Annotated in this window: 21 protein-coding genes; 10 read left to right on the forward strand and 11 right to left on the reverse strand. The window is 47.8% G+C overall.

Annotated features, from left to right (window positions below):
- Nucleotides 1–4: 4 nt before the first annotated feature.
- Entirely contained in the window at nucleotides 5–718 is a 714-nt protein-coding gene (locus BLS03_RS05460) for a lytic transglycosylase domain-containing protein (RefSeq protein WP_093270510.1), read from the forward strand.
- Here the strand turns inward: BLS03_RS05460 and BLS03_RS05465 are convergent.
- From BLS03_RS05465 to BLS03_RS05475, 3 genes are all read right to left on the reverse strand, one after another.
- Nucleotides 715–1,734, reverse strand: coding sequence for an acyltransferase family protein (locus BLS03_RS05465; RefSeq protein ID WP_093270513.1), 1,020 nt, complete (start codon nucleotides 1,732–1,734; stop codon nucleotides 715–717). The genes BLS03_RS05460 and BLS03_RS05465 overlap by 4 nt on opposite strands.
- 518 nt (nucleotides 1,735–2,252) lie before the next feature.
- On the reverse strand, nucleotides 2,253–2,570 hold the full coding sequence (locus tag BLS03_RS05470) for a DUF1244 domain-containing protein (RefSeq protein ID WP_093270516.1): 318 nt from the start codon (nucleotides 2,568–2,570) through the stop codon (nucleotides 2,253–2,255).
- Nucleotides 2,571–2,707: 137 nt separating this feature from the next.
- Nucleotides 2,708–3,577, reverse strand: coding sequence for a Tim44 domain-containing protein (locus tag BLS03_RS05475; protein ID WP_093270519.1), 870 nt, complete (start codon nucleotides 3,575–3,577; stop codon nucleotides 2,708–2,710).
- A 176-nt stretch (nucleotides 3,578–3,753) separates the two neighbouring features.
- Here BLS03_RS05475 and BLS03_RS05480 point away from each other — a divergent pair, with 176 nt between their 5' ends.
- The 3 genes from BLS03_RS05480 (at nucleotide 3,754) to BLS03_RS05490 (ending at nucleotide 7,359) form a co-directional block, all read left to right on the forward strand.
- Entirely contained in the window at nucleotides 3,754–4,344 is a 591-nt protein-coding gene (locus BLS03_RS05480) for a TetR/AcrR family transcriptional regulator (protein ID WP_093270522.1), read from the forward strand.
- Between the two features lie 14 nt (nucleotides 4,345–4,358).
- Entirely contained in the window at nucleotides 4,359–6,230 is a 1,872-nt protein-coding gene (locus BLS03_RS05485) for an MFS transporter (protein WP_093270525.1), read from the forward strand.
- Between the two features lie 205 nt (nucleotides 6,231–6,435).
- On the forward strand, nucleotides 6,436–7,359 hold the full coding sequence (locus BLS03_RS05490; RefSeq protein ID WP_093270528.1) for a YeiH family protein: 924 nt from the start codon (nucleotides 6,436–6,438) through the stop codon (nucleotides 7,357–7,359).
- On the opposite strand, the gene BLS03_RS25630 is transcribed toward BLS03_RS05490, so the two are convergent.
- The 7 genes from BLS03_RS25630 to BLS03_RS05520 form a co-directional block, all read right to left on the reverse strand.
- Nucleotides 7,353–7,508, reverse strand: a complete 156-nt coding sequence (locus tag BLS03_RS25630; RefSeq protein ID WP_176765528.1) for a hypothetical protein — start codon at nucleotides 7,506–7,508, stop codon at nucleotides 7,353–7,355. The two genes, BLS03_RS05490 and BLS03_RS25630, sit on opposite strands and share 7 nt — an antisense overlap.
- 77 nt (nucleotides 7,509–7,585) lie before the next feature.
- Complete coding sequence (gene menE, locus BLS03_RS05495; protein WP_093270531.1) at nucleotides 7,586–8,998, reverse strand: o-succinylbenzoate--CoA ligase; 1,413 nt, start codon at nucleotides 8,996–8,998, stop codon at nucleotides 7,586–7,588.
- Nucleotides 8,986–9,972 carry an o-succinylbenzoate synthase gene (menC, locus tag BLS03_RS05500; RefSeq protein ID WP_093270534.1) on the reverse strand — a complete coding sequence of 329 codons (987 nt, stop codon included), beginning with the start codon at nucleotides 9,970–9,972 and terminating at the stop codon, nucleotides 8,986–8,988. Before menC ends, menE begins: the two co-directional genes overlap by 13 nt.
- A 144-nt stretch (nucleotides 9,973–10,116) precedes the next feature.
- Nucleotides 10,117–10,983, reverse strand: a complete 867-nt coding sequence (gene menB, locus BLS03_RS05505; RefSeq protein WP_093270537.1) for a 1,4-dihydroxy-2-naphthoyl-CoA synthase — start codon at nucleotides 10,981–10,983, stop codon at nucleotides 10,117–10,119.
- A 19-nt stretch (nucleotides 10,984–11,002) separates the two neighbouring features.
- Nucleotides 11,003–11,791: a 2-succinyl-6-hydroxy-2,4-cyclohexadiene-1-carboxylate synthase gene (gene menH / locus BLS03_RS05510; RefSeq protein WP_093270540.1), complete on the reverse strand. Its 789-nt coding sequence runs from the start codon at nucleotides 11,789–11,791 to the stop codon at nucleotides 11,003–11,005.
- Nucleotides 11,781–13,505 carry a 2-succinyl-5-enolpyruvyl-6-hydroxy-3-cyclohexene-1-carboxylic-acid synthase gene (menD, locus tag BLS03_RS05515; protein WP_093270542.1) on the reverse strand — a complete coding sequence of 575 codons (1,725 nt, stop codon included), beginning with the start codon at nucleotides 13,503–13,505 and terminating at the stop codon, nucleotides 11,781–11,783. Before menD ends, menH begins: the two co-directional genes overlap by 11 nt.
- Complete coding sequence (locus BLS03_RS05520; protein WP_425445096.1) at nucleotides 13,502–14,767, reverse strand: isochorismate synthase; 1,266 nt, start codon at nucleotides 14,765–14,767, stop codon at nucleotides 13,502–13,504. The genes menD and BLS03_RS05520 overlap by 4 nt, the downstream gene beginning before the upstream one ends.
- A gap of 260 nt (nucleotides 14,768–15,027) precedes the next feature.
- On the opposite strand from BLS03_RS05520, the gene BLS03_RS05525 reads away from it, so the two are divergent.
- The 6 genes from BLS03_RS05525 (at nucleotide 15,028) to BLS03_RS05550 (ending at nucleotide 24,394) form a co-directional block, all read left to right on the forward strand.
- A complete protein-coding gene (locus BLS03_RS05525; protein WP_093270548.1) occupies nucleotides 15,028–16,242 on the forward strand; it encodes a pyridoxal phosphate-dependent aminotransferase in 1,215 nt (404 codons plus the stop codon).
- Between the two features lie 179 nt (nucleotides 16,243–16,421).
- Nucleotides 16,422–17,006 carry a 5'-deoxynucleotidase gene (yfbR, locus tag BLS03_RS05530; RefSeq protein WP_093270580.1) on the forward strand — a complete coding sequence of 195 codons (585 nt, stop codon included), beginning with the start codon at nucleotides 16,422–16,424 and terminating at the stop codon, nucleotides 17,004–17,006.
- A gap of 38 nt (nucleotides 17,007–17,044) precedes the next feature.
- On the forward strand, nucleotides 17,045–18,361 hold the full coding sequence (locus BLS03_RS05535; RefSeq protein WP_093270551.1) for an anti-phage deoxyguanosine triphosphatase: 1,317 nt from the start codon (nucleotides 17,045–17,047) through the stop codon (nucleotides 18,359–18,361).
- Between the two features lie 399 nt (nucleotides 18,362–18,760).
- The gene (gene pulA / locus BLS03_RS05540) at nucleotides 18,761–22,327 is read left to right on the forward strand and encodes a pullulanase-type alpha-1,6-glucosidase (RefSeq protein WP_425445097.1); all 3,567 of its coding nucleotides are present in this window, start codon (nucleotides 18,761–18,763) and stop codon (nucleotides 22,325–22,327) included.
- A 180-nt stretch (nucleotides 22,328–22,507) separates the two neighbouring features.
- The gene (locus BLS03_RS05545; protein ID WP_093270557.1) at nucleotides 22,508–23,062 is read left to right on the forward strand and encodes a C40 family peptidase; all 555 of its coding nucleotides are present in this window, start codon (nucleotides 22,508–22,510) and stop codon (nucleotides 23,060–23,062) included.
- 348 nt (nucleotides 23,063–23,410) lie between these two features.
- Entirely contained in the window at nucleotides 23,411–24,394 is a 984-nt protein-coding gene (locus tag BLS03_RS05550; protein WP_093270560.1) for a hypothetical protein, read from the forward strand.
- 98 nt (nucleotides 24,395–24,492) lie between these two features.
- Here BLS03_RS05550 and BLS03_RS05555 read toward each other — a convergent pair.
- Nucleotides 24,493–25,091, reverse strand: a 599-nt coding sequence (locus BLS03_RS05555; RefSeq protein WP_143015596.1) for an adenosine deaminase family protein, incomplete at its 5' end; no start/stop codon positions are given.

Genomic DNA, 25,091 nt, shown 5'->3' on the forward strand with positions numbered 1-25,091 from the left:
TTAAATGCTGCCGTACTTAAAGCGCGTTGCTTGTAACCTGTCGGCAGCACTGTTAATTCATCTCTGCGTAAACACGACTGCCTTAAGCGCTAACTTACCCAGCGCGCAAAACCTCGCCGCCGCGCACGCCACGCTTTCCCCTTACCAAGCGCAAATTGAGCAGCGTATGCTAGAATTCGCGCCTTTTATTAACGATGTGATCAAACAGCTCAATCAGTTAGGTTTGCCGCAAAACCTGGCGTTTATTCCGATGCTCGAATCTTCGCTAGACCCAAATGCGGTATCACACGCCAACGCGAAAGGCATTTGGCAATTAATGCCCGCCACAGCTAAACGGTTTGGGCTGATCATCAATCATCAGCAGGATGAACGCTTAGATCCCAAACGCAGTACTCATGCCGCGCTGCAATATTTGGCATTTTTGTATCGCAAATTTGATCGCGACATCTCACTGACGTTAGCCGCCTACAATGCCGGAGAAGGAAGGTTGGCGCGCGCCATAGGCCAAAGCAATACTCGTCAATTTAGTGACCTACCGTTGCCCAGTGAGTCGCGTCAATACGTAAGCCGATTCTACGCACTTAATCAGTTAATAAATTTGGACAAAATAAAAACGGCCCATTTTGAGCCGTTTCTATTATTTGCTGCGCCTTCGAGTATCAGAACCAAACCGATTATCGACTTAACTCCACTCAAGCCACTGATTCAAATTGATTAGTTATTGGTTTTTGAAGCGAAGCGACTGATCCAAAGATCTTTGCTTTCGGCTTTACGCTTACCAAGTAAGTACTGACGGGTAAAGTTAGTACCATCAAGCACAATTTCTGCAATGATAGGGCCAAAAATACCGGCAATCCAAGCCATTAAGAAAACCGCATGAACGTTGGTGATACCAAGTTTGTACATAAAAATTCGCACCGCAGAAGTAAAGAATACATGCAGCAAATAAATGGTAAATGAGTAGTAACCAATGCGCGCAAGTGATTCGCTTTCAGCTCCCAGCGCTAACGCACCAGTACAGAATACCGCACCACATATCAGCCCTTGTAGCGACGTACGGCCATCCAATTCGAAATAACCGAACATAATTGCGGTCAAATATAATAGCACTCCAAGTGCCATTGCCCCGCCAACATAAGATGGAATTTTGTCTAATAAATTAAAACGTTGCACCGCCAAGCCAGTTAGGAAATAAGGCATCAAATAGGCTGCTCCTTGAATCGAAAAATAAGGAACAGTTACATGTGTCAGAAATATAGCGGAAGCACATATGTAAACCATCAAATAAGTTAAAGGCTTAGATAATAACTTCATATATTCAAGCACAGACACAATCACAAAAATGATGAATATTGCTTCAACAAACCAAAAATGTGCCACTGGAATAATATGCAAAAGTTTCCAGTTAAAATCACCACCATTCGCGCCTGGTGTTAAAGATTGTACTATTGCGAATAACGTACCAAGAGTCAGCATGGGGACCAAAACGCGATTAAATTTGCCTTTTAAAAAACGTACGAAATCGCCGTTAAATGGTCGATAGGCATAGACTACGCCAGAAATAAAAGTGAATAGCGGCATACGTACATAAGCAAATGTGTCGTTAATCTGCCGGTACCAACCGCTGTCGATTTTCAAACCGCTACCCGAGCTATCGCCAATCACGTGGTATGCCACCAACATAATACAAGCCAATCCGCGCAGCGTATCGACTTTTAAATTTCGTTTTTTCATATTTCAATAAGGCCTGTTGAATCTAGATAAAGCCCTTTTATTAAACATAAACGAAATATAAAGTCAGACAAACCAAGGTTAATAAGACCTATAGTCTTGCAAATGGGAATAATATTTCAGAAATAAATACATTTACCATCAAATTGTATTTAAAATAATTAATTTAAATTTCAAATAAGATTAGTAAAAACGAACAAATCAATATAAGTTAAGTAGTCAATAAATACCAAACCCTCGATTATTTACTGAATAATAACAATTGCTGTAACACCATAAGAAACATAAAAAAAATCTATAGTTTCGATAGAATACTGGTAACTAGACCTAGTATTAATTCTGTACCCTAAGTCTTCGGTCAGCTTTTCACACCCAACTCGTCATAATAAAGGCATAGATTTGTCGCAAAAAAAATTAAATTGACGTATGTAGCCAAGAATCACGGTATCAAGCCACGAGTTTCTTAACCTAGTTTTAGAAACTCGTGGCTTTAACGTTAGACATCCTGATAAGAATTGAGTTTACCCTTTCTGTTTCGCTTCGTACGCTGCGAGCTGTTCCGGCGTAGCTGGCGGTTGATGATTCTCTTTCCACTCTTGGTAAGTCATACCATAAACGCGCTCACGTGCGTCATCGATATCAATATTTAGCCCTTGTTGATCGGCTTCTGCTTGATACCATTTACTGAAACAGTTTCGGCAGAACCCGGCCAATATCATCAGATCGATATTTTGCACATCTTTATTATTATCAAGATGTTCGAGTAAACGGCGGAACACCGCGGCATCGAGTTGGTCCTGTTGCTGCTGGTTGAGTTGTTTATATTTGAAATCAGCCACATTACTTCCTTAGTATTAGAGTGAAGACTTGTCCTCATCATAGCCTGAAGCCGCGCGTTATTCATGTTGAGACGCAAAAAAAAACGCTTCACATGCGAGTGAAGCGTTTTTTATAACGTATTGATTAGCCAATATTTCTAACCTTGAATACCCACAACTAACCAAGGTGCGTTTGGTACGGTTAAATCACGTTCTAAATGCCAGATATCGGTGATGTCTTCTTCGATACCTTCAACTGAATCGGCATAGCGGCCGCTGAACTGGAGGCTCAACTGCGCTTTGTTGGCATCGTAATCGGCGCGAACAATTTCCGCATCTACGTACATCACATCGGTATGTTGGTCGCCATCCAGCTTGGCGCGCTCTTGCTTAAGGTCTTCAAATAAACTTTCTGAAACATACTCTTGAATCGTATCTAGCTGATTGAAGTTCCAAGCGCCTTGCAAAATACGATAATGTTCACGCGCACCGTTGACGAACGCGGCTTGATCAAACCCTGGCGGATAATTGTGTGGAACTTCAGGCTTGGCGCCAAAGCCACTTGCCCCCACCGTTTGAGGCTGTTCGAAGTTGTGCACATTAGGCTGCTCATAAGTACGTTGATGACCGCCAAAAGCCGGTTGATGCTGGTTCTGATTCATACTGCCCTGTTTGGCAGCGAGCGTGCCGCGCATCATGCGGAAGATAAAGTAAGCAATCAAGCCGATGATAAGAATATCCATAAACTGGATACCTTCAAACGCCCCGCCAAAGAATGCGGCAAGCAGACCACCCGCGAGCAAACCGCCTAAAAGACCACCCATCAAGCCTTTTTTGCTTGACGTTGGATTGGTTGTCGCTTTGTTACTGCCAACAGAACTGGTGTTTGTGGTTGTCTGCTTCGGCGCAGGTGCGGTTTTAAACACCTTACCAAATGACTTACCACCACCCAATTTGCGCGCTTCTGCGTGCGGTACGCTGACTACCGCCACCATTAACAGAGCCACAAAAGTAAAAAGACGTTTCATGTGATTCCTTAGAATAATCCATAATCGCAGCCATCATAACCAGATCAAACACTGAATAAAACCGCTTGTTTCTGGATAGATGTATCAGAATATTGCAAATAATAGACACTACGCCTTGACGCTTACACTACGCGGTCTTTACTATATTGAACGTTGTTCATTAACGATTTCGGACCATGGCAAGAAGAAACGATCACACAAGGGAAGAGTTGATCGCTCTGACACTCAATACGGTAAAAACCTTTCTCAATCATCACTCTTATCACGAGCTTAGCCTACGTAAGATAGCCAATATGATCGGTTATGTTCCCAGTACACTGGTGAATGTTTTCGGCAATTACAATCTATTGCTACTGCATGTGGTCGCGCAAACGGTTGATGACCTCGCAAAAGAAGCCCAGAAAGTCACCTCAAAGCAGACTGACCCAAGTATTGCCCTGTATGAACTTGCCTACTGCTATCACGATTTTGCCAAGAAGAATCCTTATCGCTGGCAACTGATTTTCGAACACAACATGAATGGTGAGGCGCTGCCAGAATGGCAAGCGACTCGGATTGAAAAGATGACCAGCATGCTTGAAGGTTTGCTGCGCATGCTCGGACCCAATCGCTCCAGTAGTGAAGTGCTTAAAGCTAGCCGAGTATTATGGTCTGGCGTTCACGGTATCACCCTATTAAGCGTGGATGACAAATTTTTTGCCGCCGAACCCGTTAACGGTAAAGAGCTGATTGAAAATTTGCTCAGCAATTATTTAAGGCAGTGGTAACTCAAGGACGAGAGATGGCTAAGCAACCCAAATCGTTACTGACGCAGAGGCGTTTTTTCCCCTATTTTGCAACTCAATTCTTAGGCGCATTCAACGACAATATTTTTAAGAACGTGCTGTTATTATTGGTTGCGTTTGCCAGTGTCGATACCCTTTCTATTTCAAGTAACCTGTTTATCAACCTCGCCGCTGGCTTGTTCATTTTGCCGTTTTTCTTGTTTTCCGCCTCCGCCGGCGTTTTGGCCGATAAGTACGAAAAATCCGCGTTTATTCGTAAAGTAAAATTGGCCGAAATCATCATCATGATGCTTGGCGCCATCGGCTTCATCACCCAAAGCTATCTGATTTTATTGCTGCTGCTGTTTTTAATGGGCACCCAATCGGCGTTTTTTGGCCCCGTCAAATATGCCCTGCTTCCTCAACAGCTCAAACAACATGAGCTCGTGCCAGGTAACGCTCTCGTAGAAACAGGCACATTTCTGGCCATTTTACTCGGTACACTAGGAGCGGGGGTGATTGCCTCAGCAGATCAAGCCAAATATATCGCCGCAGGTTGTGTGGTGCTGTTTGCCGTGCTCGGCTATCTCGCCAGCCGTTTTATTCCTAAAGCGCCAGCCAGCGCTCCTGAACTCGTATTCAAATGGCGGCCGTGGTCACAAACCCGCCATACGTTGAAAATTGCCAAATCCGATCGCGCAGTATTCTGGTCGTTAATGGCCATCAGCTGGTTTTGGTTCCTTGGCGCCACATACTTAACTCAGTTCCCCAACTTCACTAAGCTCTATCTGCATGGTAATGAAAGTGCGGTCTCGTTTCTGTTGGCGCTGTTTTCGATTGGTGTCGCGGTGGGTTCACTGGCCTGCGATAAAATTTCCAATCACAGAATCGAAATTGGTATCGTTCCACTTGGCTCGCTGGGCATCACCATCTTCGGCGCTTTAATGGCCTCATCGGTACCCGATTCTTTGCCTAACTATTTGTCGTTTCACGAGTTCGTCACTGATACTCAGCTCTGGCCTACCTTTATCTATTTGCTATTACTCGGCGCATCAGGCGGCGTATTTATTGTTCCCCTGTACGCTATGATGCAGCAGCGTTCCAAAGAGAGCGAACGTGCTCAAGTGGTCGCCGCGCTTAATATCTATAACTCGCTGTTTATGGTCGCTAGCGCTGTGCTTGGTATTGTGTGTTTGAGCCTGCTAAAGATGTCGATTCCACAATTATTTTTATTGCTGGCGTTGATGAATTTAGTGGTCACAGCGCTGCTTTTTTTCAGTGTGCCGATTTTTGTGGTGCGCTTTTTAGTTTGGCTGCTCACCCACAGTTTGTATCGCGTTAAGCATAAGAATTTGCATAACTTACCAGAGCAAGGCGGCGCGCTATTAGTATGTAACCACGTCAGTTATATGGACGCGCTGCTGTTAAGCGCCGTATGCCCGCGACTGATCCGCTTCGTGATGGAAGAAGATTACGCCAATTACCCACCAGTGCGACGCTTCTTAAAACGTGCAGGGGTTATTCCGATTTGCGCAAAACGTAAAGGATCAATTCGCCGCGCGTTTAATGATGTTGAACAGGCCCTACGTGACGGCCACATCGTGTGTATTTTCCCTGAAGGAAGGTTAACTCCTGATGGTGAGATCCACGATTTTATGCGCGGCATGGACATCATTTTAAAACGCAGCCCAGTCCCCGTAATTCCAATGGCCATCAAAGGCTTATGGGGCAGCTATTTTAGCCGCCAAAAAGGCACAGCTTGTTGCGGTCTACCGAACCGTTTCTGGTCGCGAATTGAAATCGAAGCCGGAGCCCCTGTTTTGCCAGACATCGCTACGACAGAATCGATGCAGCAGCAAGTTAAAGCGCTACGCGGCGATTGGCAATAATCGAAAACAACCTCGCTTACGTGCCGTGTTGTGGGTAATTGTGGATAGTTGTGAATAGCGAAATGGGCTCGCGGCAGTGAAAACGCGAGCCTTCGTTAAGAAAAACTGAACGCTTGTTTAAAATAATCAGACAGTAATTTAACGCAGCTTTGTTACACTAAGTTTCTCAACTACTTGGGTTTCTCCATTACTGGCGTTCGATTTCATGTCTCGTAACATTCACTTTATTCCATTTGTGCTCGGTTTGGGTTACTGCTTAACCCCTTATGCCAATTCTCCTTCCGCGCTGGTCGTCGGATTTCTACTGAGCGCGATTGGCTGGGTTCCACGCCAAGTTCCACTCGCAAAAATTACCAAAAAACTGCTTGCCTACTCGATTGTCGGCCTTGGTTTCGGCATTCCCTTTCAGCAAGCTTTGAGTGTCACGAGTCACGGCATTGGCCTGATTATTACCACGATTTTCGGCACCTTGCTGCTGGGCGTACTATTGACGAAATGGCTGAATATCAACCTGCGCACCGGTTATCTGATTTCTGCTGGCACCGCGATTTGCGGCGGCAGCGCCATCGCGGCAGTTTCGCCTGCGATTAACGCCAAAGATGACCAGACTGGTTTGGCATTAGCGACGGTTTTTGTGCTCAACTCAGTAGCGCTATTTGTGTTTCCGGTTATCGGTCATGCGCTTGGGCTCAGTCAAACTCAATTTGGCACTTGGGCGGCGGTGGCAATTCACGACACCTCATCGGTGGTTGGCGCAGCTTCAGCCTATGGCGAGCAAGCCTTAACAACAGCCACAACACTGAAACTGGCTCGCGCGCTGTGGATCATTCCGGTCACCTTGATAAGTGCCCTCGCCTTTGGCAGCAAAAACAAAAAATGGGTGCTGCCGTACTTTATCTTTTTCTACTGCGCTGCGATTGGTATTAGCGACCAACTGCCGCAATTTTCTGACTATTATCAAAGCATTTTTGCACTGGCAAAGCGTGCGCTTGTGGTGTGTTTGTTTTTGATTGGATGTGGTATTTCACTAGACAAGATCAAAGCAGCAGGCAGCAAGCCATTGATTTTAGGTGTGAGTTTGTGGGTAGTGATTTCTATCGCGTCACTGACTTGGGTTCTATATCAGTGATGGGCATTTGGCTTTGGTTTGGCGCCGCTTAATACCAGTGCCACCAGCAGCACAAAGGCGGTTAATTCCGCCAAAGAACGCGGTAAACCTTGAGTTAAGCTTGCGAGTAACAGTTGCAAAAGCACGGCGCCAATCATTGTAAGTTTCATTTTTCATATATCCATAACTTACCTATATCGCTCACTATTATGATAGGAAGTTATATCAATACAAATTCGCTTTTGAACTAAGACATAACTGCAAAGTCTGTTGTCGCCTGAAGCCACTGTTTTAGCTGCTGACGCGATACTTTAATCCCAGTTGATTTGAACTCTTGTTGCAGCAAAAAATAGTGATCCGGATGTTTAAATTTCACCAGATACGGCGCCAAAAACTCACTCAATGACTGCGGACTAGGCAAGCTATCGGCATCAATGATAGCGACGGGTCGCGCGCCATATTGAGCATCCTTAATCGGGACCACAAACGCTTGGCGTATCTGCGCATGACGATTGAGCACCGCTTCAATCTCTTCGCAATGAATGTTCTCACCGCCGGAAATAAACAGATTATCGGCGCGGCCAATAATGTGCAGTTCATCGTCTTGCCAGCGTCCTAAGTCACCACTTTCAAACCAGCCATCATCGCCGCGCAAAGAGCGCAGCTTGCCTTGATAAAAATAGCCGCGCGCTAACGTAGCGCCGCCAATCAAAATATGCTCGCCGCGCAGCGTCACTCGGCGATTAGCCAGAACTTGCCCAGCACCGGAAGAGTCGTTCACTGGCTTGGCAGTAACGGTCGACGCCGCTTCGGTCATGCCATAGCCAATCCAAGTGTTCACCCCTTGCAGCTTGGCTTGGTTCGCCAAGCTCACCGGCACATGGCTGCCGCCAAGCAATACGTGGGTTAAGCTCAGAGGCGTTGCCTCATCAAACAGGCGCTGAAGCTGAGTCGGCACTAATGAGGCGTGAGTTACGCCTTGAATATCCTTCGCCAGATCGCCACTGGCAAACTTCAAACACGCTCCCGCGTAAAGCCAGCGATAAACAATCGACAAGCCAGACACATGATACATAGGAAGGCTAAGTAGCCAAGTATCTGAGGGCTGAAAGTGAAATTGCGCCAGCAGTCCCTGCGCCGAAGCGAGATGCTGGCCATGAGTGTGAGCAACCGCTTTGGGCTGACCAGTTGAACCAGAGGTAAAGACCAGTGTCGCCAAACGCTCAGCGTCGTAGCTGACCTCGGTCGCGCCCTCGCCGTTTTTGGTCTCAATGTATTGATCCAACTGAATGCTTGGCGCCACCGTCGTATCAATACCGCTGTCGAGCCAAACAAACTGGCGACTGTCTGCTCGATAAAGGGTATTGAGCTTAATTTGCAGCGCAGCAGCTGGCTGCGGCATGGTCAGCGCGCTGATGGCGCCTAGGCGAAAACAGCTAAGCATTAACCACAACATCTCAAGCGAGTTTTTCCCCACCAGAGTCACGACACTGCCCTCGACCACACCTTGCTTGGCGAGTAGCAAAGCGCAGCGCTCAACTTGCTCGGCAACTTGCGCCCAGGTGTAGTCACCGCGCGCAGTTTTTAATGCAATAGAAAAAGGGCTCTGCTGAGCCCAGTATTGAATCGGGTTTTGCTGAAAAAGACTCACGACTGCCACACAAGTTCTTGCTGCTCTAGACGCTCTAATGGCAAATCACTGTTTGGCCAAGGGACTTCGAGCTGCGCTTTAAATAGCTGCATGGTATCAAGCCCTGGCGTGACATTTGGCAACAGCCATCTTGATAAACGTGCGAGTTGATTTAAGCCAAGGCTGGATTCAAGACTCGAGCTAATAATGGGTTGAATGCCGAGGTCGCGCGAGCGCTTAATCAGAGTAATGCAGCGCAAAATCGAACCGATCAGCGTCGGTTTGATCACGATGGTTTTTACGCCAGTCAAATCTTCCAAACTGAACTCTTCATCGCGCACGCCCTCTTGCAAAGTTTCATCCCACGCAATCGCAATACCGGTATTAATGGCAAACGACAAACTGTCACCGGGGTGCTTACATGGCTCTTCGATAAAGGCGATACGCTGACGGCGTGAAGGTGCGATATAACTGGCAAATTTTTGCGCTTTTTCAAGCGTCCAGGCGCGGTTGGCATCAAGACGCAACATTAAGTTTGGCACCGCTTCAAGCAGCACATTGACCAACATGCCGTCACGAATCGGCTCATACAGGCCAACTTTCAGCTTCGCGACGCACTCGCCAGATAAAGTACTCAACACTGGAATTAAGTCATCCGCATCGCCATAACACAGCGGCGCGCTGCGATGATTGCCATCAAGTGGTAGACCTTGCTCAAGTTCAAGCATCGCCATGGATAACCCAAACGCCACGCTCGGAAACATGGATTCCAGATCAAGGTCATCACCACGAACCCACAGCTGGGCCATCTCTTGGGCCTGGGCGCCCGCCTGATCAAGGTCTTCTAAACTAAAGCCCGGCAAAGGGGCAATTTCACCTCGCCCCACATCCCCATCTCGATGCAGCTCGACAATATAGCCGACTCGCTCCACCAATTTGTTGTCTCGCAAAATGACACCACTATCCATTGGGAGTCGATAGCGGTACAGTTTGGCTGATTTCATCTCTGTTCTTACCCCATTAAACGAACCATTGCAGCTTATACGCGCTTAGAGCATCAAAAACCACAACGGTTCAATCATCCTTGTAAAGAGTCGACGTGACTGTTCCATCAGCCACGGACGAGCGAATGCCTTGCGACGCGCCCCTTAAGGGTTACGCGGGAACTTGTTGAAATCTGGACGACGTTTTTCATTAAACGCGTTACGACCTTCTTGGCCTTCATCGGTCATGTAGAACATCATGGTCGCGTTTCCAGCAAGCTCTTGTAGACCCGCTTGACCATCACAGTCGGCATTCAGGGCCGCTTTCAAGCAGCGCAGCGCCATTGGGCTATGTTGCAGAGTCTCACGACACCAGCGCACGGTTTCTTTTTCAAGCTCCGCCAGCGGCACAACCGTATTGACTAATCCCATATCCAAGGCTTCTTTGGCATCGTAGAAACGGCACAAGAACCAAATTTCACGTGCTTTCTTCTGGCCCACGATGCGCGCCATATAGGATGCACCCCATCCGCCGTCAAAGGAACCGACTTTTGGCCCAGTTTGACCAAATTTGGCATTTTCAGCCGCGATAGTTAAATCGCACATCATGTGCAGCACATGACCACCGCCCACAGCCCAACCGGCGACCGATGCGATAACTGGTTTTGGACAGGTACGAATTTGACGTTGAAAATCCAATACATTGAGATGGTGCGTACCACTATCATCTTTATAGCCGCCATAATCGCCACGAATCTTTTGGTCACCGCCTGAGCAGAACGCATCTTCACCAAGCCCGGTTAAAATAATCGCACCGACTTGCTCATCGTAACGCGCATCGGCTAAAGCGTGAATCATTTCTTTGACGGTTTGAGGGCGAAATGCATTACGAACTTGCGGACGCGCTATGGTAATTTTCGCAATACCATCTGGCGATTTTTGATAGTGAATATCTTCATATTCTGCGCTGTGATCCGCCCATTCAACAGGAGCGTAAAGCTCTTCTTCTGTCATGCCTACTGTCATTGCCATGGTTATTCTCTTTGCTGACTCAAGCCTCTGAAACGGCTTGAAGGTGATGTAAAACTAGGTTGGCGAACGCTTTAGGCTGCTCGTGGTGAACATTATGCCCGGCGTCTTTAACCTGACTAAAAGACAACCCGCTGTGCTCTGCCATTGCAGAAAACTTAGTGTCTTTTATGCCACAGATATAATGTGCTGCAAGTTTTTGACCTGCTAACTGTGTCAATAAGTACGGCTGTTTCGCTAATGAGGTACTTAGCAACATATTTGCAATCGCTGCGCCAAGGTTAGCACTACGTTTCTCAACTAATGTTTGTCTTTGCGCATAATTTAATGAACTAAATACCGCTTGCTGATACCAGTCGTCTAAAACTTGGCCGATGGGTTCATTTTTAAACCGCTGCGCCCAAGCGCTATCATGTTGCCAACGGGCGTTTTTCTGCGCCTCGTCGGTTAAACCAAAGTTGCCGCCTTCGATCAGCAGCCCGCGTAAGTTCAGCGTGTTAAAGCGTTCAAACGCAGCGCCGTACATGGCGATTCTTGCGCCAAGGGAATAACCCACCAATAAAATCGGCGTGTTACGACTGACTTTTGATTGAATGCTTTGCACCACCAATTCGCAGCAGTGGTCAAAACTTTTTCCATCAATGGCGTGGCTGTTGCCATGCCCGGGAAGATCGATGGTTAAACAATTCACGCCGTCAAGCGCCTCTAAACAGCCTTGCCAATCTTCACCGCTGCCCAATAAGCCGTGTAAAAACACCACCACTGGTTGCTGAGAGTCGCTGCTAGACGCATGATAGTGACTAAAGAGCATTCACTTTGCCCATCAACTGCTTAATATGCTGCGCGGCTTGCTCAGGCGGCGTGACCACTTCAATGATCAGCGTCCCTTGCCCAGCGCTTAAATGCTCACTGAGGAGTTGCTGGTAGTCGCTCAGGCTATCGGGTTTACAATAAGCCAAACCAAATTGCTGCGCCGCATGTTCAAAATGCAAACCATGCGGCATTTGATACAAGGCTTCGCGTTGCTCGCTCGGTACAGGCAACAGATCGAAAATCGCCCCGCCGTCGTTATTAAGCACCACAATCGCCACTGGCGCCTGCGGCGCGCGCATCAGCGCCAACGAGTTTAAGTCATATAAGAGCGAGGTATCACCAATAAAGACCACTTGCGGTTGTGATTGACTGCGCTGCACGCCCGAGGCGGTGGCTACCAACCCATCAATACCTGAGGCGCCGCGATTGGTGAACACCTCAAGCTCAGGCCATGTCGCAAACATATCCAGCAGGCGAACAAATAAACTGTTGCCGACAAACACATTGGTGTTTTGCGGTAAATGTTTTGCGCTCACCGCGACCGCGATTTCCGTCAGTGATGCCTCGGCGGTAAAGTCTTTGATCATCGCATTGATGCTTGCCACCAGCGGCTTCAGTGAATCCGCCCAGCCAAATGCCAAGCAACGGTTTGGCGCTTCGCTGCTGGCGGCTAAACTGGTCAATGTGTCATCCAGCCAAGTGCCTATCTCGGCTTGCACATGGGTTTGAATCAGGTGCGCTGGGTTATTGCGTTCGAGATGCGGCGAGACATACACGTATTCGACATCGCGATTGGTGAGCGATGCGAGCCATTGACCCAAACGTTTGGATACCAAACGACTACCCAGTTGAATCACACACTGCGCGCGGTTAAGTAGTTCGCGCCCGGTTTGATGCTGAAGCCACAAATCAAAATGCGCCCACTCACTGCTCACGCCGCTTTGTGGATCGCACAGCACCGGCCAACCTAACTGTTTTGCTAATGCCAAGCCCTTTTGTGCCTCAGCAAGGCTAACACTGCCAATAATGATCACGCCGCGCTGAGTGAATAGATGGCTATCAAGACTTGGCGTAGGCGTTTGGCCGACGATTTGACGCGTATAGGGCGCCTCACTTTGCTGCCAGCGCGCAATCGCGTTGAGATACGTGCTAAATGGGCTCAAGTCATGGTCTGAATAAAGCGGTTCTGGGAATGGGAAATTAATCTGAATCGCGCCGCCAACACGCTGTTGCTGATACAGCGCCTCATCGACGGTGGTGAGCAACCAGTTTAATGGCAGCGACGTCGATGGACTTGGCAGATTGACGCTTTGCGTGACATGAGTTGAAAAGATGCCTTGCTGGTTAATCGCTTGGTTTGCACCGCAGCCAACCAATTCAATTGGACGATCTGAGGTGAGCAGCACCAATTTCTCCCCCGTCAACCCCGATTCAGCAGTGGCAGGTAGCAAATTTGCCACCGCTGTACCAGAGGTGACGATCACCGCAACGGGGCGCTGGCTTTGCTTTGCTATGCCAAGAGCCAGAAAACCTAGCCCACGCTCGTCAAAGTGAGTGTGCAGAGTAAACTTCGCCTGCGCTTTCGCTTCCAGCGCCAAAGGCGTCGAGCGGGAGCCCGGCGCAATACATACATCTTGAACGCCAAAACGCGCCAATTCTTCTAAAACAGTTTGCGCCCAAATACGGTTTAATGTGGCTTGCTGGGCGCTCATGACGCCACACCAAGCGGCGAATACTGATTGATGAGTGATAATAATGTCGACATCTTTCTATCCAACTCTTGCCACTCATGCTCTGCAATCGAACCCGGCACTATGCCAGCTCCTGCAAATAGGTGGAGACTTTGTTCTACAACTAAGGCACTGCGAATCGCCACACACAACTGCGCTTCGCGGTGACTGATATAACCCATTGAGCCAGCGTACCAGCCACGTGCAAATGGTTCATTTTCACGAATAAACGCCATCGAAGCATCGCGTGGCAGGCCTGCAACCGCCGCGGTAGGCTGTAGAGCGCTAAGCAGTTGCACGCCATTGATTCCGGGCTTTAACGTCGCATGAATGCGGCGTTTCAAATGCTGCACTTTGCGCAGGCGAACCAGTTGCGGCTTAGCTTCAACATCGACATCCAACGAGTGCGGAGTCAAACGCTCAACGATATCATCCACCACATACTGGTTTTCATTGAGATTCTTGTCATCGTGGCTAAGCCAGTTGGCGAGCGCCTGATCTTGCTCAGCGGTTTCACCGCGCCCGCTCGTACCAGCCAATGCTTCGGTATACAGCTCAGCGCCTTGACGCTGATACAAACGCTCTGGCGTCGAACCCATAAAGCAGTGAGTTTGATCGAGCGCGAGCAGAAAATGAAAACTGTCGCGGTTTTTCGCAATACTGGCTTTCAGTAACCCAGCAGCGCTCAGCGGCGCATCAAGCTCGACGGTGGTACGCCGCGCTAACACCACTTTTTTAAAGGCTTGCTGCTCAATGCCGGCCAGCACTTTGTCAACCAATTTACCCCATTGCTCGCGCTCTGGAGTATGGCTCATGTGCTTGACTTGATGCTGCAAAGCAGGCTGCGGCGCCACCTGATGCTGCAGTTTTTTTAAGCTGGCTAGCGTGCGGTTGATATCCGACGTCAAATTCACCGCCAGAGAATATTCGTCATCTTGGCAAATCAGTTCTATCTGCGGCAGAAAGAAAAACGACGCCATACAGCGGCGGTTTTTGTCGGTTTGACCATCAAATGATCGCCCGCCCCACACCCGTTGGCCTTCGGCTAAAATGGCGTAAGCAGGAAGTGGATCGGTAAAGGTGTATAACTGGCCTAATGCAACGACTGTTTCACGTCCATCACGAGATTGCCAATAGAATTTAGGAAAAATGGGCTGGGCTTCAAGCCAATCGATAAACGAAAAATCAGGCGCCTGTTCGATATTTTGAATCAGGCGATTCGCGCCGGCACTGGCTCTTTCGATGCGTTGGATCAGTGCGCTAACGGCTTGATGAAAGTATGGCAAATCAACCTCGTAAGTTTCGCGCTTTGCGGTGGTAAGATGATTACTCTATTTATAGACCTTTCTTAAATCAAGGATATTCCTGCGCCTTTTATTTAACGGTTAAATAATAATCACATTTACATAATAAAAAATAATCACTTAGCGTAGTTTTTTATTCTAAAAAACCGCATTTAGGTGTAGATTAATAAAGGAATCGTAAAATAAACAGGTAAAAAGTAATGCAAAATATCGGGATGTCGTCAAAACTCGATAATGTCTGCTATGACATTAGGGGACCTGTACTCAAACATGCTAAACGCATGGAAGAAGAAGGGCATAAAATACTAAAACTCAACATCGGAAACCCCGCCCCTTTCGGCTTTGACGCCCCGGACGAGATTTTGGTCGATGTCATTCGTAACTTTCCTACTTCGCAAGGTTATGTCGACTCAAAAGGCATTTATTCAGCCCGTAAAGCAGTGGTGCAACACTACCAACGCAAAGGCATTCGCTCACTCGATGTCGAAGATGTGTATATCGGCAACGGCGTGTCTGAGCTTATCGTGATGGCGATGCAAGCACTGCTCAATAACGGCGACGAAATGTTGGTTCCAGCACCTGATTACCCACTGTGGACAGCCTCGGTTGCCCTATCAGGCGGTAATGCGGTGCATTACATGTGTGATGAAGAGTCCGACTGGTACCCAGATCTCGACGACATCAAACGCAAAATCACTCCAAATACCCGCGGTATTGTGCTGATTAACCCGAATAACCCAACGGGCGCCGTATACAGCCGTGACTTTTTGCTTGAAGTGATTGAAATTGCACGCCAAAACGACCTGATTATTTTTGCCGACGAAATTTACGACAAAATTCTCTACGACGGTGCAACGCACACACCGTTGGCCTCGCTGACCGAAGACGTATTGGTCGTGACCTTTAACGGCTTATCGAAAGCGTATCGCGTGTGCGGTTTTCGCAGCGGTTGGATGTTCTTAACCGGTCCAAAACACGTCGCGCAAAAATACATTGCTGGCCTCGATATTCTCGCCTCGATGCGTTTGTGTGCCAACGTACCAATGCAACACGCGATTCAAACTGCGCTCGGCGGCTACCAAAGTATCAACGAGTTGATTTTGCCTGGCGGTCGTTTGCTTGAGCAGCGTGACAAAGCGTGGGAAATGATCAACCAAATCCCTGGCGTTTCCTGTGTTAAACCCAAAGGCGCCATGTACCTGTTCCCGAAAATTGATACCAAAAAGTACAACATTGTTGATGACCAAAAAATGGTGTTTGATTTTCTGGTTCAAGAAAAAGTGCTTTTGGTTCAAGGCACTGGCTTTAACTGGCCCAAACCGGATCACTTCCGTATCGTGACCTTACCGCACGTTGAAGACTTAGAAATCGCCATCAGCCGTTTTGAACGCTTCTTAGCGACGTATCGCCAATAACTGCCGACGGCGAAGAACTTATTATCGCGACTCGCTTAACGTGATAGGCTAAACGGGCGCACTTTTCTACAATGAGAAGTGCGCCCGTTTTTGTCTCTGTGCAATTCAGGCGATGGAAAATCGCACGTTGTTCTTTGCCCATCACTTTAGTGATGCAATCAGATAGGAAGCCGATGACCATGAAACAAAGCCACTTTTTCGCTCACCTCGCGCGCATGAAACTGATTCAACGCTGGCCGTTGATGCGCTCGATTTCCAAAGAAAATGTCTCTGAGCACAGCCTGCAAGTGGCGTTTGTCGCCCACGCATTGGCGCTGATCAAAAATAAGAAATTCGGTGCCAATCTCAACCCTGAACGTGTGGCGATTCTTGCGATGTACCACGACAGCAGCGAAGTGCTGACTGGCGATTTACCCACTCCGGTTAAATATTACAACCCAGACATCGCCAAAGAATATAAGAAGATTGAAGCAGCCGCTGAGCAGAAATTGCTGTCGATGCTGCCACAAGAGTTTCAGCAGGACTTTGCGCCGTTCTTATTAGCGCACGAAGCAAATTCTGATGACGCGGATATCGTCAAACAAGCAGATTGCATCTGCGCGTATTTGAAATGTCTAGAAGAGTTAAGCGCGGGCAATCATGAATACGCGCTGGCGAAAAAGCGTCTTGATGTCACACTCAAACAGCGTTGGAGTGATGAAATGGACTACTTTCTCAATACTTTTGCGCCAAGTTTTGAGTTATCACTGGACGAAATCAGTTAACGCTTTGTAGAGTAAGAAAAAACACTAAGGAGAGCTAGGTGACGTTCGATATCAGCCCGTTATGGCAACAACGCCACGATGATGAACACAAAATCCGCCGCGATGACCATCGCAGCCCTTATCACCGTGACCGAGCTCGAATTCTTCACTCGGCGGCGTTTCGACGCCTGCAGTCAAAAACTCAAGTCCACGGCGCTGCGGACAGCGATTTTCACCGCACGCGGCTGACGCACTCCTTAGAAGCGGCGCAGCTTGGCACCGGCATTGTCGCGCAGATCAAAAAGAAGCAGCCGGAGTTTCGCACCTTACTCCCTAGCGACAGTTTGATTGACTCACTGTGTTTGGCCCACGACATCGGCCATCCGCCTTATGGTCACGGCGGCGAAATCGCCCTCAATTATATGATGCGTGAACACGGCGGTTTTGAAGGCAATGCGCAAACGTTTCGTATCGTGACCCAACTCGAGCCTTATACTGAGCACTACGGCATGAACTTAACCCGTCGCACTCTGCTTGGTTTGATCAAATACCCGGCGCTGCTTAGCCGTGCTCGTGCTAAAACTCTGCCGCAAGCCCTGTTGCATCAACGTCATCTCAACGCTCACGAATGGATGCCGGCGAAAGGCTTGTATGATGTCGATAACGCATTGTTTGAATGGGTGTTAGAGCCATTAAGCAGCCAAGATAAAGCGCGACTGAGCGAATTTCGCCACAATGACAATCCGCAAACCAGTCACAACCTAACGCGCTTTAAATCCCTCGATTGCTCGATTATGGAGCTGGCCGATGACGTCGCCTACGGCGTTCACGATCTTGAAGACGCCATCGTCATGGGGCTGATTAGCCGTAATCAATGGCAAGAGCACGTTGCGACTAAACTCGTGGATATCGGTGCGCCATGGTTTGAGCAACACATTACCTCGATTAGCGATATGTTGTTCTCCGGTAAGCACCACCAGCGCAAAGACGCGATTGGTGGCATCGTTAACGCACTATTGACGTCGATCCACGTCAAACCCGTCGATGCGCCATTTGATAGTGATTTACTGGCGTTTAATGCCTATCTCGAACCACATATGGCCGATGCACTGGAAGTGTTTAAGCAATTTGTCAGTCAGCAAGTGATCCAAATTCCTGAAATCCAGATTGTGGAGTACCGCGGTCAGCAGATCATCATGGACCTATTTGATGCGTTAAGCCCTAATGCGGAGCGCCTGCTTCCTGAGCAAACCCGCGGCGAATGGCTCGCCTGCGATACCGATGGTGCAAGAATACGCGTGATTTCCGATTACATTTCGGCCATGACCGACGTCCATGCCCAGCGCCTCCACCAGCGTCTGTTCAGTGCTTATTAAGCGATTGATTCGCTTATTCTCTAACCAACACTTGTAGTGTTTCGCTGCCTTATTTCTGGAATCTAAATAAGGCCGCTGTTTACTGTGATCGGTTTCCGCTTTTGTAGCCCTGTCACGTTTGATTAGCGTTCTCTAACCTTGAGCGCGATGTCAAAAATCGCTTCAAAGCCACAATTATTTACATTGCAACCCAAAAATGAGACAGCTTCAGACGGTTTTTACCCCTACCAAGCGTGACCACAGCATACTTCAGCACTTTTTTAGCATTATGAAATATCTTTAATGAACCGCCTCACAATCTGTAAATATCCGATGTCATTAGTATTTTTCCGATAAATAACAATGATAAGGAAAGCCGACGTGAAACCATTTCATCTCTCTGCCATCGCCAAAGCCATCATGCCAGTGATGGTGCCCATTCTACTTGTAGGATGTAACAACACTGACGATCAAGAGGATTCCAGCAGTGATACCACAACCAATACGGTTCGAGTTTATTACCAAGCCAGCAGCGACACGACCACCCTTGCTAGCGACAGTAGCAGCTACGATGGCGCTTCGCTCTACGTTTGGAACGACGACAACTGCGCCGCATATTCCGGCAGCAGCGAAGATGCATCGAACTGGTCAACGGGCCTGACGCCCGATGGCGTAGATGATCAATATGGCGCGTATTGGGAGCTGGAATATAACGATGATGCCAGTCAGTGCATCAACTTTATTCCGCGTGTTGACCTTGAAAAGCCGCTTGGGGATTACGACGCCATGTTGGATCTTAACCAAGTGGGTAGTGATAACGCCGTCTACACTCAGCAAGGGGTACAAGCGGTGTATCCCGAGCTCATTCCAAGTGGCGACATCCCTGCAAATACCGCGCGGGTGTATCTCAACACCCAAGATGGCGACAGCCAATTTTTCACCCTGCACCTTTGGAACAACGACACTTGTGATGAATATGACGGCAGCGACACCAGTTGGCCCGGCATCGCCCCAACGGGCAGCAGTGATACTTATGGCGTGTATTGGGACATTCCGGTCACTTCAACCGACAACTGCGTCAACTTTATTGCGACCAACTCGTCTAATGGCGACTACCAAACTTCCGACCTAAAATTTGAATTCGATAACACCACCGCGATCGGCAATATCGGTTTCGTCTTTAAGGGCACAGATAAAGTGTATTACCAACCTCTAGCGCAAAAGCCGAGCAACCAAGTTGAGCTTTCTGGCGCCAGCGCGATTTTTGCCGATGACAGCGTGCTGCTGGTCAACAGCCAAGAAGCGACATCGGTGACTCTGTACTACTCACAAACGGCGGCGCTAAGCTTTAATAGCCAAACCAAAAGCGTCGAGGGTGCCGATGGTAGCATCAGTTCCAGCGTGCAAAGCGCTGCCAATTGGCAAAGCAATAAGCCGCAGCTAAGTAGCGACTTCACCGGCTTTGATTTTGACTTTGATGCGGCCAATCTATCGCTTAAAGATTTACTGAAAGATCAGTTAATTGCTGTGGTCAGTGATGGCTCTGGCGTGATTCTCGCCACCGAAGTACAACCTGCCAGTGCTTTGGATGCGCTTTATGCCGATAGCGCAACTCAGCTTCAATATGGCGCCATCGTCAATAGTGATAGCAGCACCAGTTTTCGCTTGTGGGCACCCACTGCGCAATCAGTCAGCTTAGTGCCTTTCGACAGTGATAAAAACGCCTTAAGCGCCCAAGCCATGAGCTTCGATGAAGCGTCTGGCAGTTGGTACCTTAACAACACCGAACTTGGCCATGGTGATTACTACCGCTATCAAGTGACCGTGTATCACCCGGCGACCGATGAGGTAGAGACTTATCAAGTCACCGACCCTTACTCGTTAAGCTTGTCGATGAACTCTGAATACAGCCAAGTGGTCGACTTAAGCCGCGCTGAACTCAAACCGACCGATTGGGATAGCTTATCCGCGCCGCACAGCCAAGATAACCCAGCCAAAATGGTGATCTACGAAGCGCACATTCGCGACTTTTCCGCTCGTGATGAATCGACAGCTATCGCAGCTCGAGGCAAATACGCCGCCTTTAGCCAAGAGGATTCAGTGCCAGTTGAACACCTTAAAGCGCTGTCTGATGCTGGCGTGACCCACCTACACCTACTGCCAGCATTTGATATTGCGACCATCAATGAAGATCCGGACCAAGTGGCTAATATCGATGCTAGTTTCAGCAAACTGTGCGAACTCAATAGCGATGTCAGCAGTGACAGCGACCTTGGCAATTACTGCTCAAGCGCCGATACGCTGGCAGAGGTATTTGCCAGTCTCAAAGCGCAAGACAGTTCCAGTAACGCGATTATTCAACGCCTTAATGGCTATGTGCGCGATGTTGACGGCTACAACTGGGGATACGACCCGTATCACTACACCGTACCGGAAGGCTCTTATTCCAGCGATGCCGATGGCATGACGCGTATTAAAGAGTTTCGTCAGATGGTGATGTCGATAAAACAAGACATCGGTATGAATGTGGTCATGGACGTGGTGTATAACCACACCAATGAAGCCGGCGTGTCTGATAAGTCTGTGCTGGATAAAATCGTGCCTTGGTATTATCAGCGCCTCAATGAACTGACTGGCTCGGTGGAAACCTCGACTTGCTGCTCAAACACAGCGCCGGAAAATCGCATGTTTGCCAAACTCATCGACGATTCAATTGCCACTTGGGTTGAGCAGTACAAAATCGATGCGTTTCGCTGGGATTTAATGGGCCATCACCCATTGGCGCAGATTCAGCAAACCCTTACCGCGGCGCAAGCCATCGACCCAAGCGTCTACTTTTATGGTGAAGGTTGGAACTTTGGTGAGGTGGCAGACGATCGCATGTTCGTCCAAGCGTCGCAGGCCAACCTTGGCGGCACTGGTATAGGTTCGTTCTCTGATCGCTTGCGTGATGCCGTACGCGGCGGCGGCCCATTTGATGAAGGCGATACCATTCGTGAAAACCAAGGCTTTGGCAATGGTGCTTATGTCGCCGTCAATGAGCTCAATAGCCAAACAGACAGCGTGAAACAAAGCGCCCTGCACCTAGCCGATTTAGTGCGTCTGGGGATGGCTGGTAACCTTAAAGCGTTCCCATTTATCGACAGCACCGATGCCAGCATTACTGGCGAAGAGCTTGATTACAATGGTCAAGCCGCAGGTTATGCCGATGACGCATGGGAGATTCAAAACTACGTCTCCAAACACGATAACCAAACGCTTTGGGACAATAACCAGTACAAAATTGGCTATGACCAATCGATTGAAACTCGCGTACGCATGCAAGCGCTCTCAATCGCCACCTCGATACTCGGTCAAGGCGTCCCCTTTATTCACATGGGCAGCGAACTGCTGCGCTCGAAGTCGATGCAACGCGACTCCTATGACTCTGGCGACTGGTATAACTATGTCGATTTCACCAAACAGACCAATAATTGGAATGTCGGTTTGCCGCGTGAAGACAAAGACAGTGCCAACTGGAGTTTGATTGAAGAGATTCTTAGCCAAGCGGGAGACAACGCCGCACCACAAGCGGCAAACATCGCGGCGATGGACGACTACTTCCAAGAACTGGTATCGCTAAGAAGCAGCTCCGGCTTATTCTCGCTCGGTGAAGGCAGCGAAATCATTCGTCGCGTGCAATTTCATAATACTGGTAGCACGCAAACACCCGGCGTGATTGTGATGAGTATTGATAACAGCGCCAGCTTGTATGATGCGACTATAGACAGTGAGCGCGATGGTGTATTGGTGGTACTTAATGCCAGCCCCGATGCCTTGGAGGATTTTGCCGGCTTTGATGCCAGCGATTACCAGCTATCCAGTATCCAAAGTGCTGCCGGCAGTGATTCGATTGCCTATAACAGCCTAGCTTCGAGCGTCGATGAAGACGGTTTCCTCAGCGTGCCAGCTTGGTCTGTGGCAGTATTTGAAAAACTGCACCAATAATTCACCGTTTGAACGCCAAGCAAAAAAGGGAAGCCTATGCTTTGGGCTTCCCTTTGCATCTTCTAGCTTGTGCAGATGTTTGCGGCTGTATGATGTGTGTCAATTTTGCACAGGTGAATAGCCAGTTACAGTACGACTGTGTTAATTTTATTTCTCATTTTATGAAACCCAATATTTATTATGACGCTCAAACCTCTTTTATTGCTGCCACTGTGTCTAATGGCCGCCTGCAGCTCGGCGAGTTTACCGAGTAGCAAAGTCTCAGCGCCGGTTAACAACGCCCAGTCGACACCGCAAAGCTCACTCGCTGCCCAATCACAACCGTCGGAACAACGCTTATCTGACGAAGAACTGGTTTCCTACGCACGCAAATATCTTGGCACTCGCTATATTTGGGGCGGCAGCACACCAAAAGGTTTTGATTGCTCTGGCTATATTCAATACGTTTATCGCCATTTTGATATCGATATTCCACGTACCACCGCTGCCTATCCTAGCCTGTACGACCAAGCGGTCTCGATTGATAACGCGCAAGTGGGCGATATCATCGTTTTCACCGGCACTGACCCTAGTACTCGCCGTCCTGGTCACGCGGGCATTATTACCCAAGTAGGCAAAGGCAAACTGCACTTTATTCATAGCTCGTCATCCAAGCGCCACTTTGGCGTCACCGAAACCGATTACTACAACAGTGGCTATCCAAAACGTTTTTCGAAATTGGTCCGAGTACAGTAACTGCGCTAAAAATATAATAGGGTGGATTTTTGTTTGCAATTATCTCAACCATAGTAGAATAAAGCCTAACCCACAGGTTTAGTAATAATAAAAATATGAAAAACAATTTAATTCAGATTATTAATTATTAAAACGGAAACATTCACCACACAATTACACATTCATACAATAAGTTAATTAATAACAAACCTTAGTAATACCCCTTCTATCATCGGCACTATCGCATTTAATCTTCAGCGTTATTTCTAGTTATATTTCATTAAAAAAAGCCTCTTATATTTCATCCTATCCTTGGTAAATAACTCTCTATAATCATCTGAAAATCATTAAACTAATACAGGAAATACCATGAGCGTAATTTTTGGCACCACCAATACCGATGGCACAGGCAGCGCCAGCAACCTAACTGCTGAAAACGGTAATGCATTTGATCTTGATAATCTGGAAATAGATCATTCTAGTCCGTATGAACAGGTTGGTTCTCTGGAAATTGACGATGTGATACTCAAATATACCAATGATCACTATGGTTATGCGACAACCTATATAACCAATAATGGTGAGTGGAACGCCGATGGTGCAAAAGAACTTTTGATTGAATATACTGGCCCGGATTCTGATACGGCCCTCATTATGGAGAGCCGCGATACCATTAGAATTGACAATTTTGTTGATGTTAATATTCATCTTGAAGGCAGTATGCCTTATGAAGAGACTTATGGCGCATCCGAAGAACTATGGTTGGAAATCATTGATGCTAAACGCGCAGATATCGATGCTACTGACTTCGATGCTCAAACTGTGATTAGAATTGCCACTAAAAGTAATGGTGAGCATGGCGAGTGGAGCAATATGTTTAATATTCAAGGTAGCGATACTCACCATGATGAGGTTCAGTTTGAAGGTTCAAGTTATACCGAGTTTAATGTCTCACTAAACGGCGGCAGTGACCGATTTACTTCAATGCTAGCACCGAAAGAATCAGCCGATCAAATCCGCTTTGTCGATGGCGGCGAAGGCAATGATGAGATAACTATATATGGTAATTCCTCCGATATTGAATTCGTTAACTTCGAAAATGTTTCACTTGCTTCAGGCTCGAGTTTTACGTTAAATGAAGAAGTTTTGCAAAATAATGCCGATGGTTTAAAGATTAGTACCTATCAAGATAGTATGGATATCTCATTTTCTGATGACTACGACAGTATTACTGCCAAGCAGCAATACGATGAAAACGGTGATGAAACTGGCTATTTAGATGTGACCGTCAGCTATGATGATGCCGATTATCACCTAGTTGTTCAAGATACTGGCCAAGAGTGGAATCTGTAATCGATTAGCATTGAATTCCGGTATTTAACGCCAGTCCAATAGAAAAAGCGCAGCCCAAGCTGCGCTTTTTTGATTTATCGCTCTGTGATTCTGCGCGGTTATTCTGCACTGCTTAGCGCCGCCACCACTTTATCAACCATACGCTGCTTATGCGCATCATCCACAAAACTGGCTTCAATCGCATTGAGGGTAAACTGCGCTAACTCTTGTTTCGTCATGCTATGAGCATTGGCGACGGCAAGAAAGTTATCCGTCATATAGCCGCCGAAATACGATGGGTCGTCTGAATTGATGGTGACACATAAACCTTGGCGCAAGAGCTCAACAATATTGTGCTCATCCATGGTTTCAAACACCTTAAGCTTAAGATTAGACAATGGACAAACCGTCAGTGGAATGCGTTGCTCGGCTAACTGCTGCACCAGTTGTGGATCATCAACGCAAAGTACGCCATGGTCAATACGTGTGGTTTTCAACAAAGATAAGCTGTTATAAATATTCGACACAGGCCCTTCTTCACCAGCATGAGCCACAGTTAAGAAACCTTCCGCTAATGCTTTTTCAAATACGCGCTGAAACTTCTCTGGCGGGTGGCCTTTTTCCGAAGAATCCAACCCAACCCCAACGATTTTATCTTTATGCACCAGCGCCATTTCAAGCGTCGTGAAAGCACTTTCTTCATCTAAGTGACGCAAAA

This window comes from Vibrio xiamenensis, assembly GCF_900100015.1.
GTDB classification, from domain to species: Bacteria; Pseudomonadota; Gammaproteobacteria; order Enterobacterales; family Vibrionaceae; genus Vibrio; species Vibrio xiamenensis.

Bases quoted from the DNA above. Each gene is read 5' to 3' on its own strand.
- BLS03_RS05460 (WP_093270510.1), top strand. From the start codon at position 5: ATGCTGCCGTACTTAAAGCGCGTTGCTTGTAACCTGTCGGCAGCACTG.
- BLS03_RS05465 (WP_093270513.1), bottom strand. From the start codon at position 1,734: ATGAAAAAACGAAATTTAAAAGTCGATACGCTGCGCGGATTGGCTTGT.
- BLS03_RS05475 (WP_093270519.1), bottom strand. From the start codon at position 3,577: ATGAAACGTCTTTTTACTTTTGTGGCTCTGTTAATGGTGGCGGTAGTC.
- BLS03_RS05480 (WP_093270522.1), top strand. From the start codon at position 3,754: ATGGCAAGAAGAAACGATCACACAAGGGAAGAGTTGATCGCTCTGACA.
- BLS03_RS05485 (WP_093270525.1), top strand. From the start codon at position 4,359: ATGGCTAAGCAACCCAAATCGTTACTGACGCAGAGGCGTTTTTTCCCC.
- BLS03_RS05490 (WP_093270528.1), top strand. From the start codon at position 6,436: ATGTCTCGTAACATTCACTTTATTCCATTTGTGCTCGGTTTGGGTTAC.
- BLS03_RS25630 (WP_176765528.1), bottom strand. From the start codon at position 7,508: ATGAAACTTACAATGATTGGCGCCGTGCTTTTGCAACTGTTACTCGCA.
- menC (WP_093270534.1), bottom strand. From the start codon at position 9,972: ATGAAATCAGCCAAACTGTACCGCTATCGACTCCCAATGGATAGTGGT.
- menB (WP_093270537.1), bottom strand. From the start codon at position 10,983: ATGGCAATGACAGTAGGCATGACAGAAGAAGAGCTTTACGCTCCTGTT.
- menH (WP_093270540.1), bottom strand. From the start codon at position 11,791: ATGCTCTTTAGTCACTATCATGCGTCTAGCAGCGACTCTCAGCAACCA.
- menD (WP_093270542.1), bottom strand. From the start codon at position 13,505: ATGAGCGCCCAGCAAGCCACATTAAACCGTATTTGGGCGCAAACTGTT.
- BLS03_RS05525 (WP_093270548.1), top strand. From the start codon at position 15,028: ATGCAAAATATCGGGATGTCGTCAAAACTCGATAATGTCTGCTATGAC.
- yfbR (WP_093270580.1), top strand. From the start codon at position 16,422: ATGAAACAAAGCCACTTTTTCGCTCACCTCGCGCGCATGAAACTGATT.
- pulA (WP_425445097.1), top strand. From the start codon at position 18,761: ATGCCAGTGATGGTGCCCATTCTACTTGTAGGATGTAACAACACTGAC.
- BLS03_RS05545 (WP_093270557.1), top strand. From the start codon at position 22,508: ATGACGCTCAAACCTCTTTTATTGCTGCCACTGTGTCTAATGGCCGCC.
- BLS03_RS05550 (WP_093270560.1), top strand. From the start codon at position 23,411: ATGAGCGTAATTTTTGGCACCACCAATACCGATGGCACAGGCAGCGCC.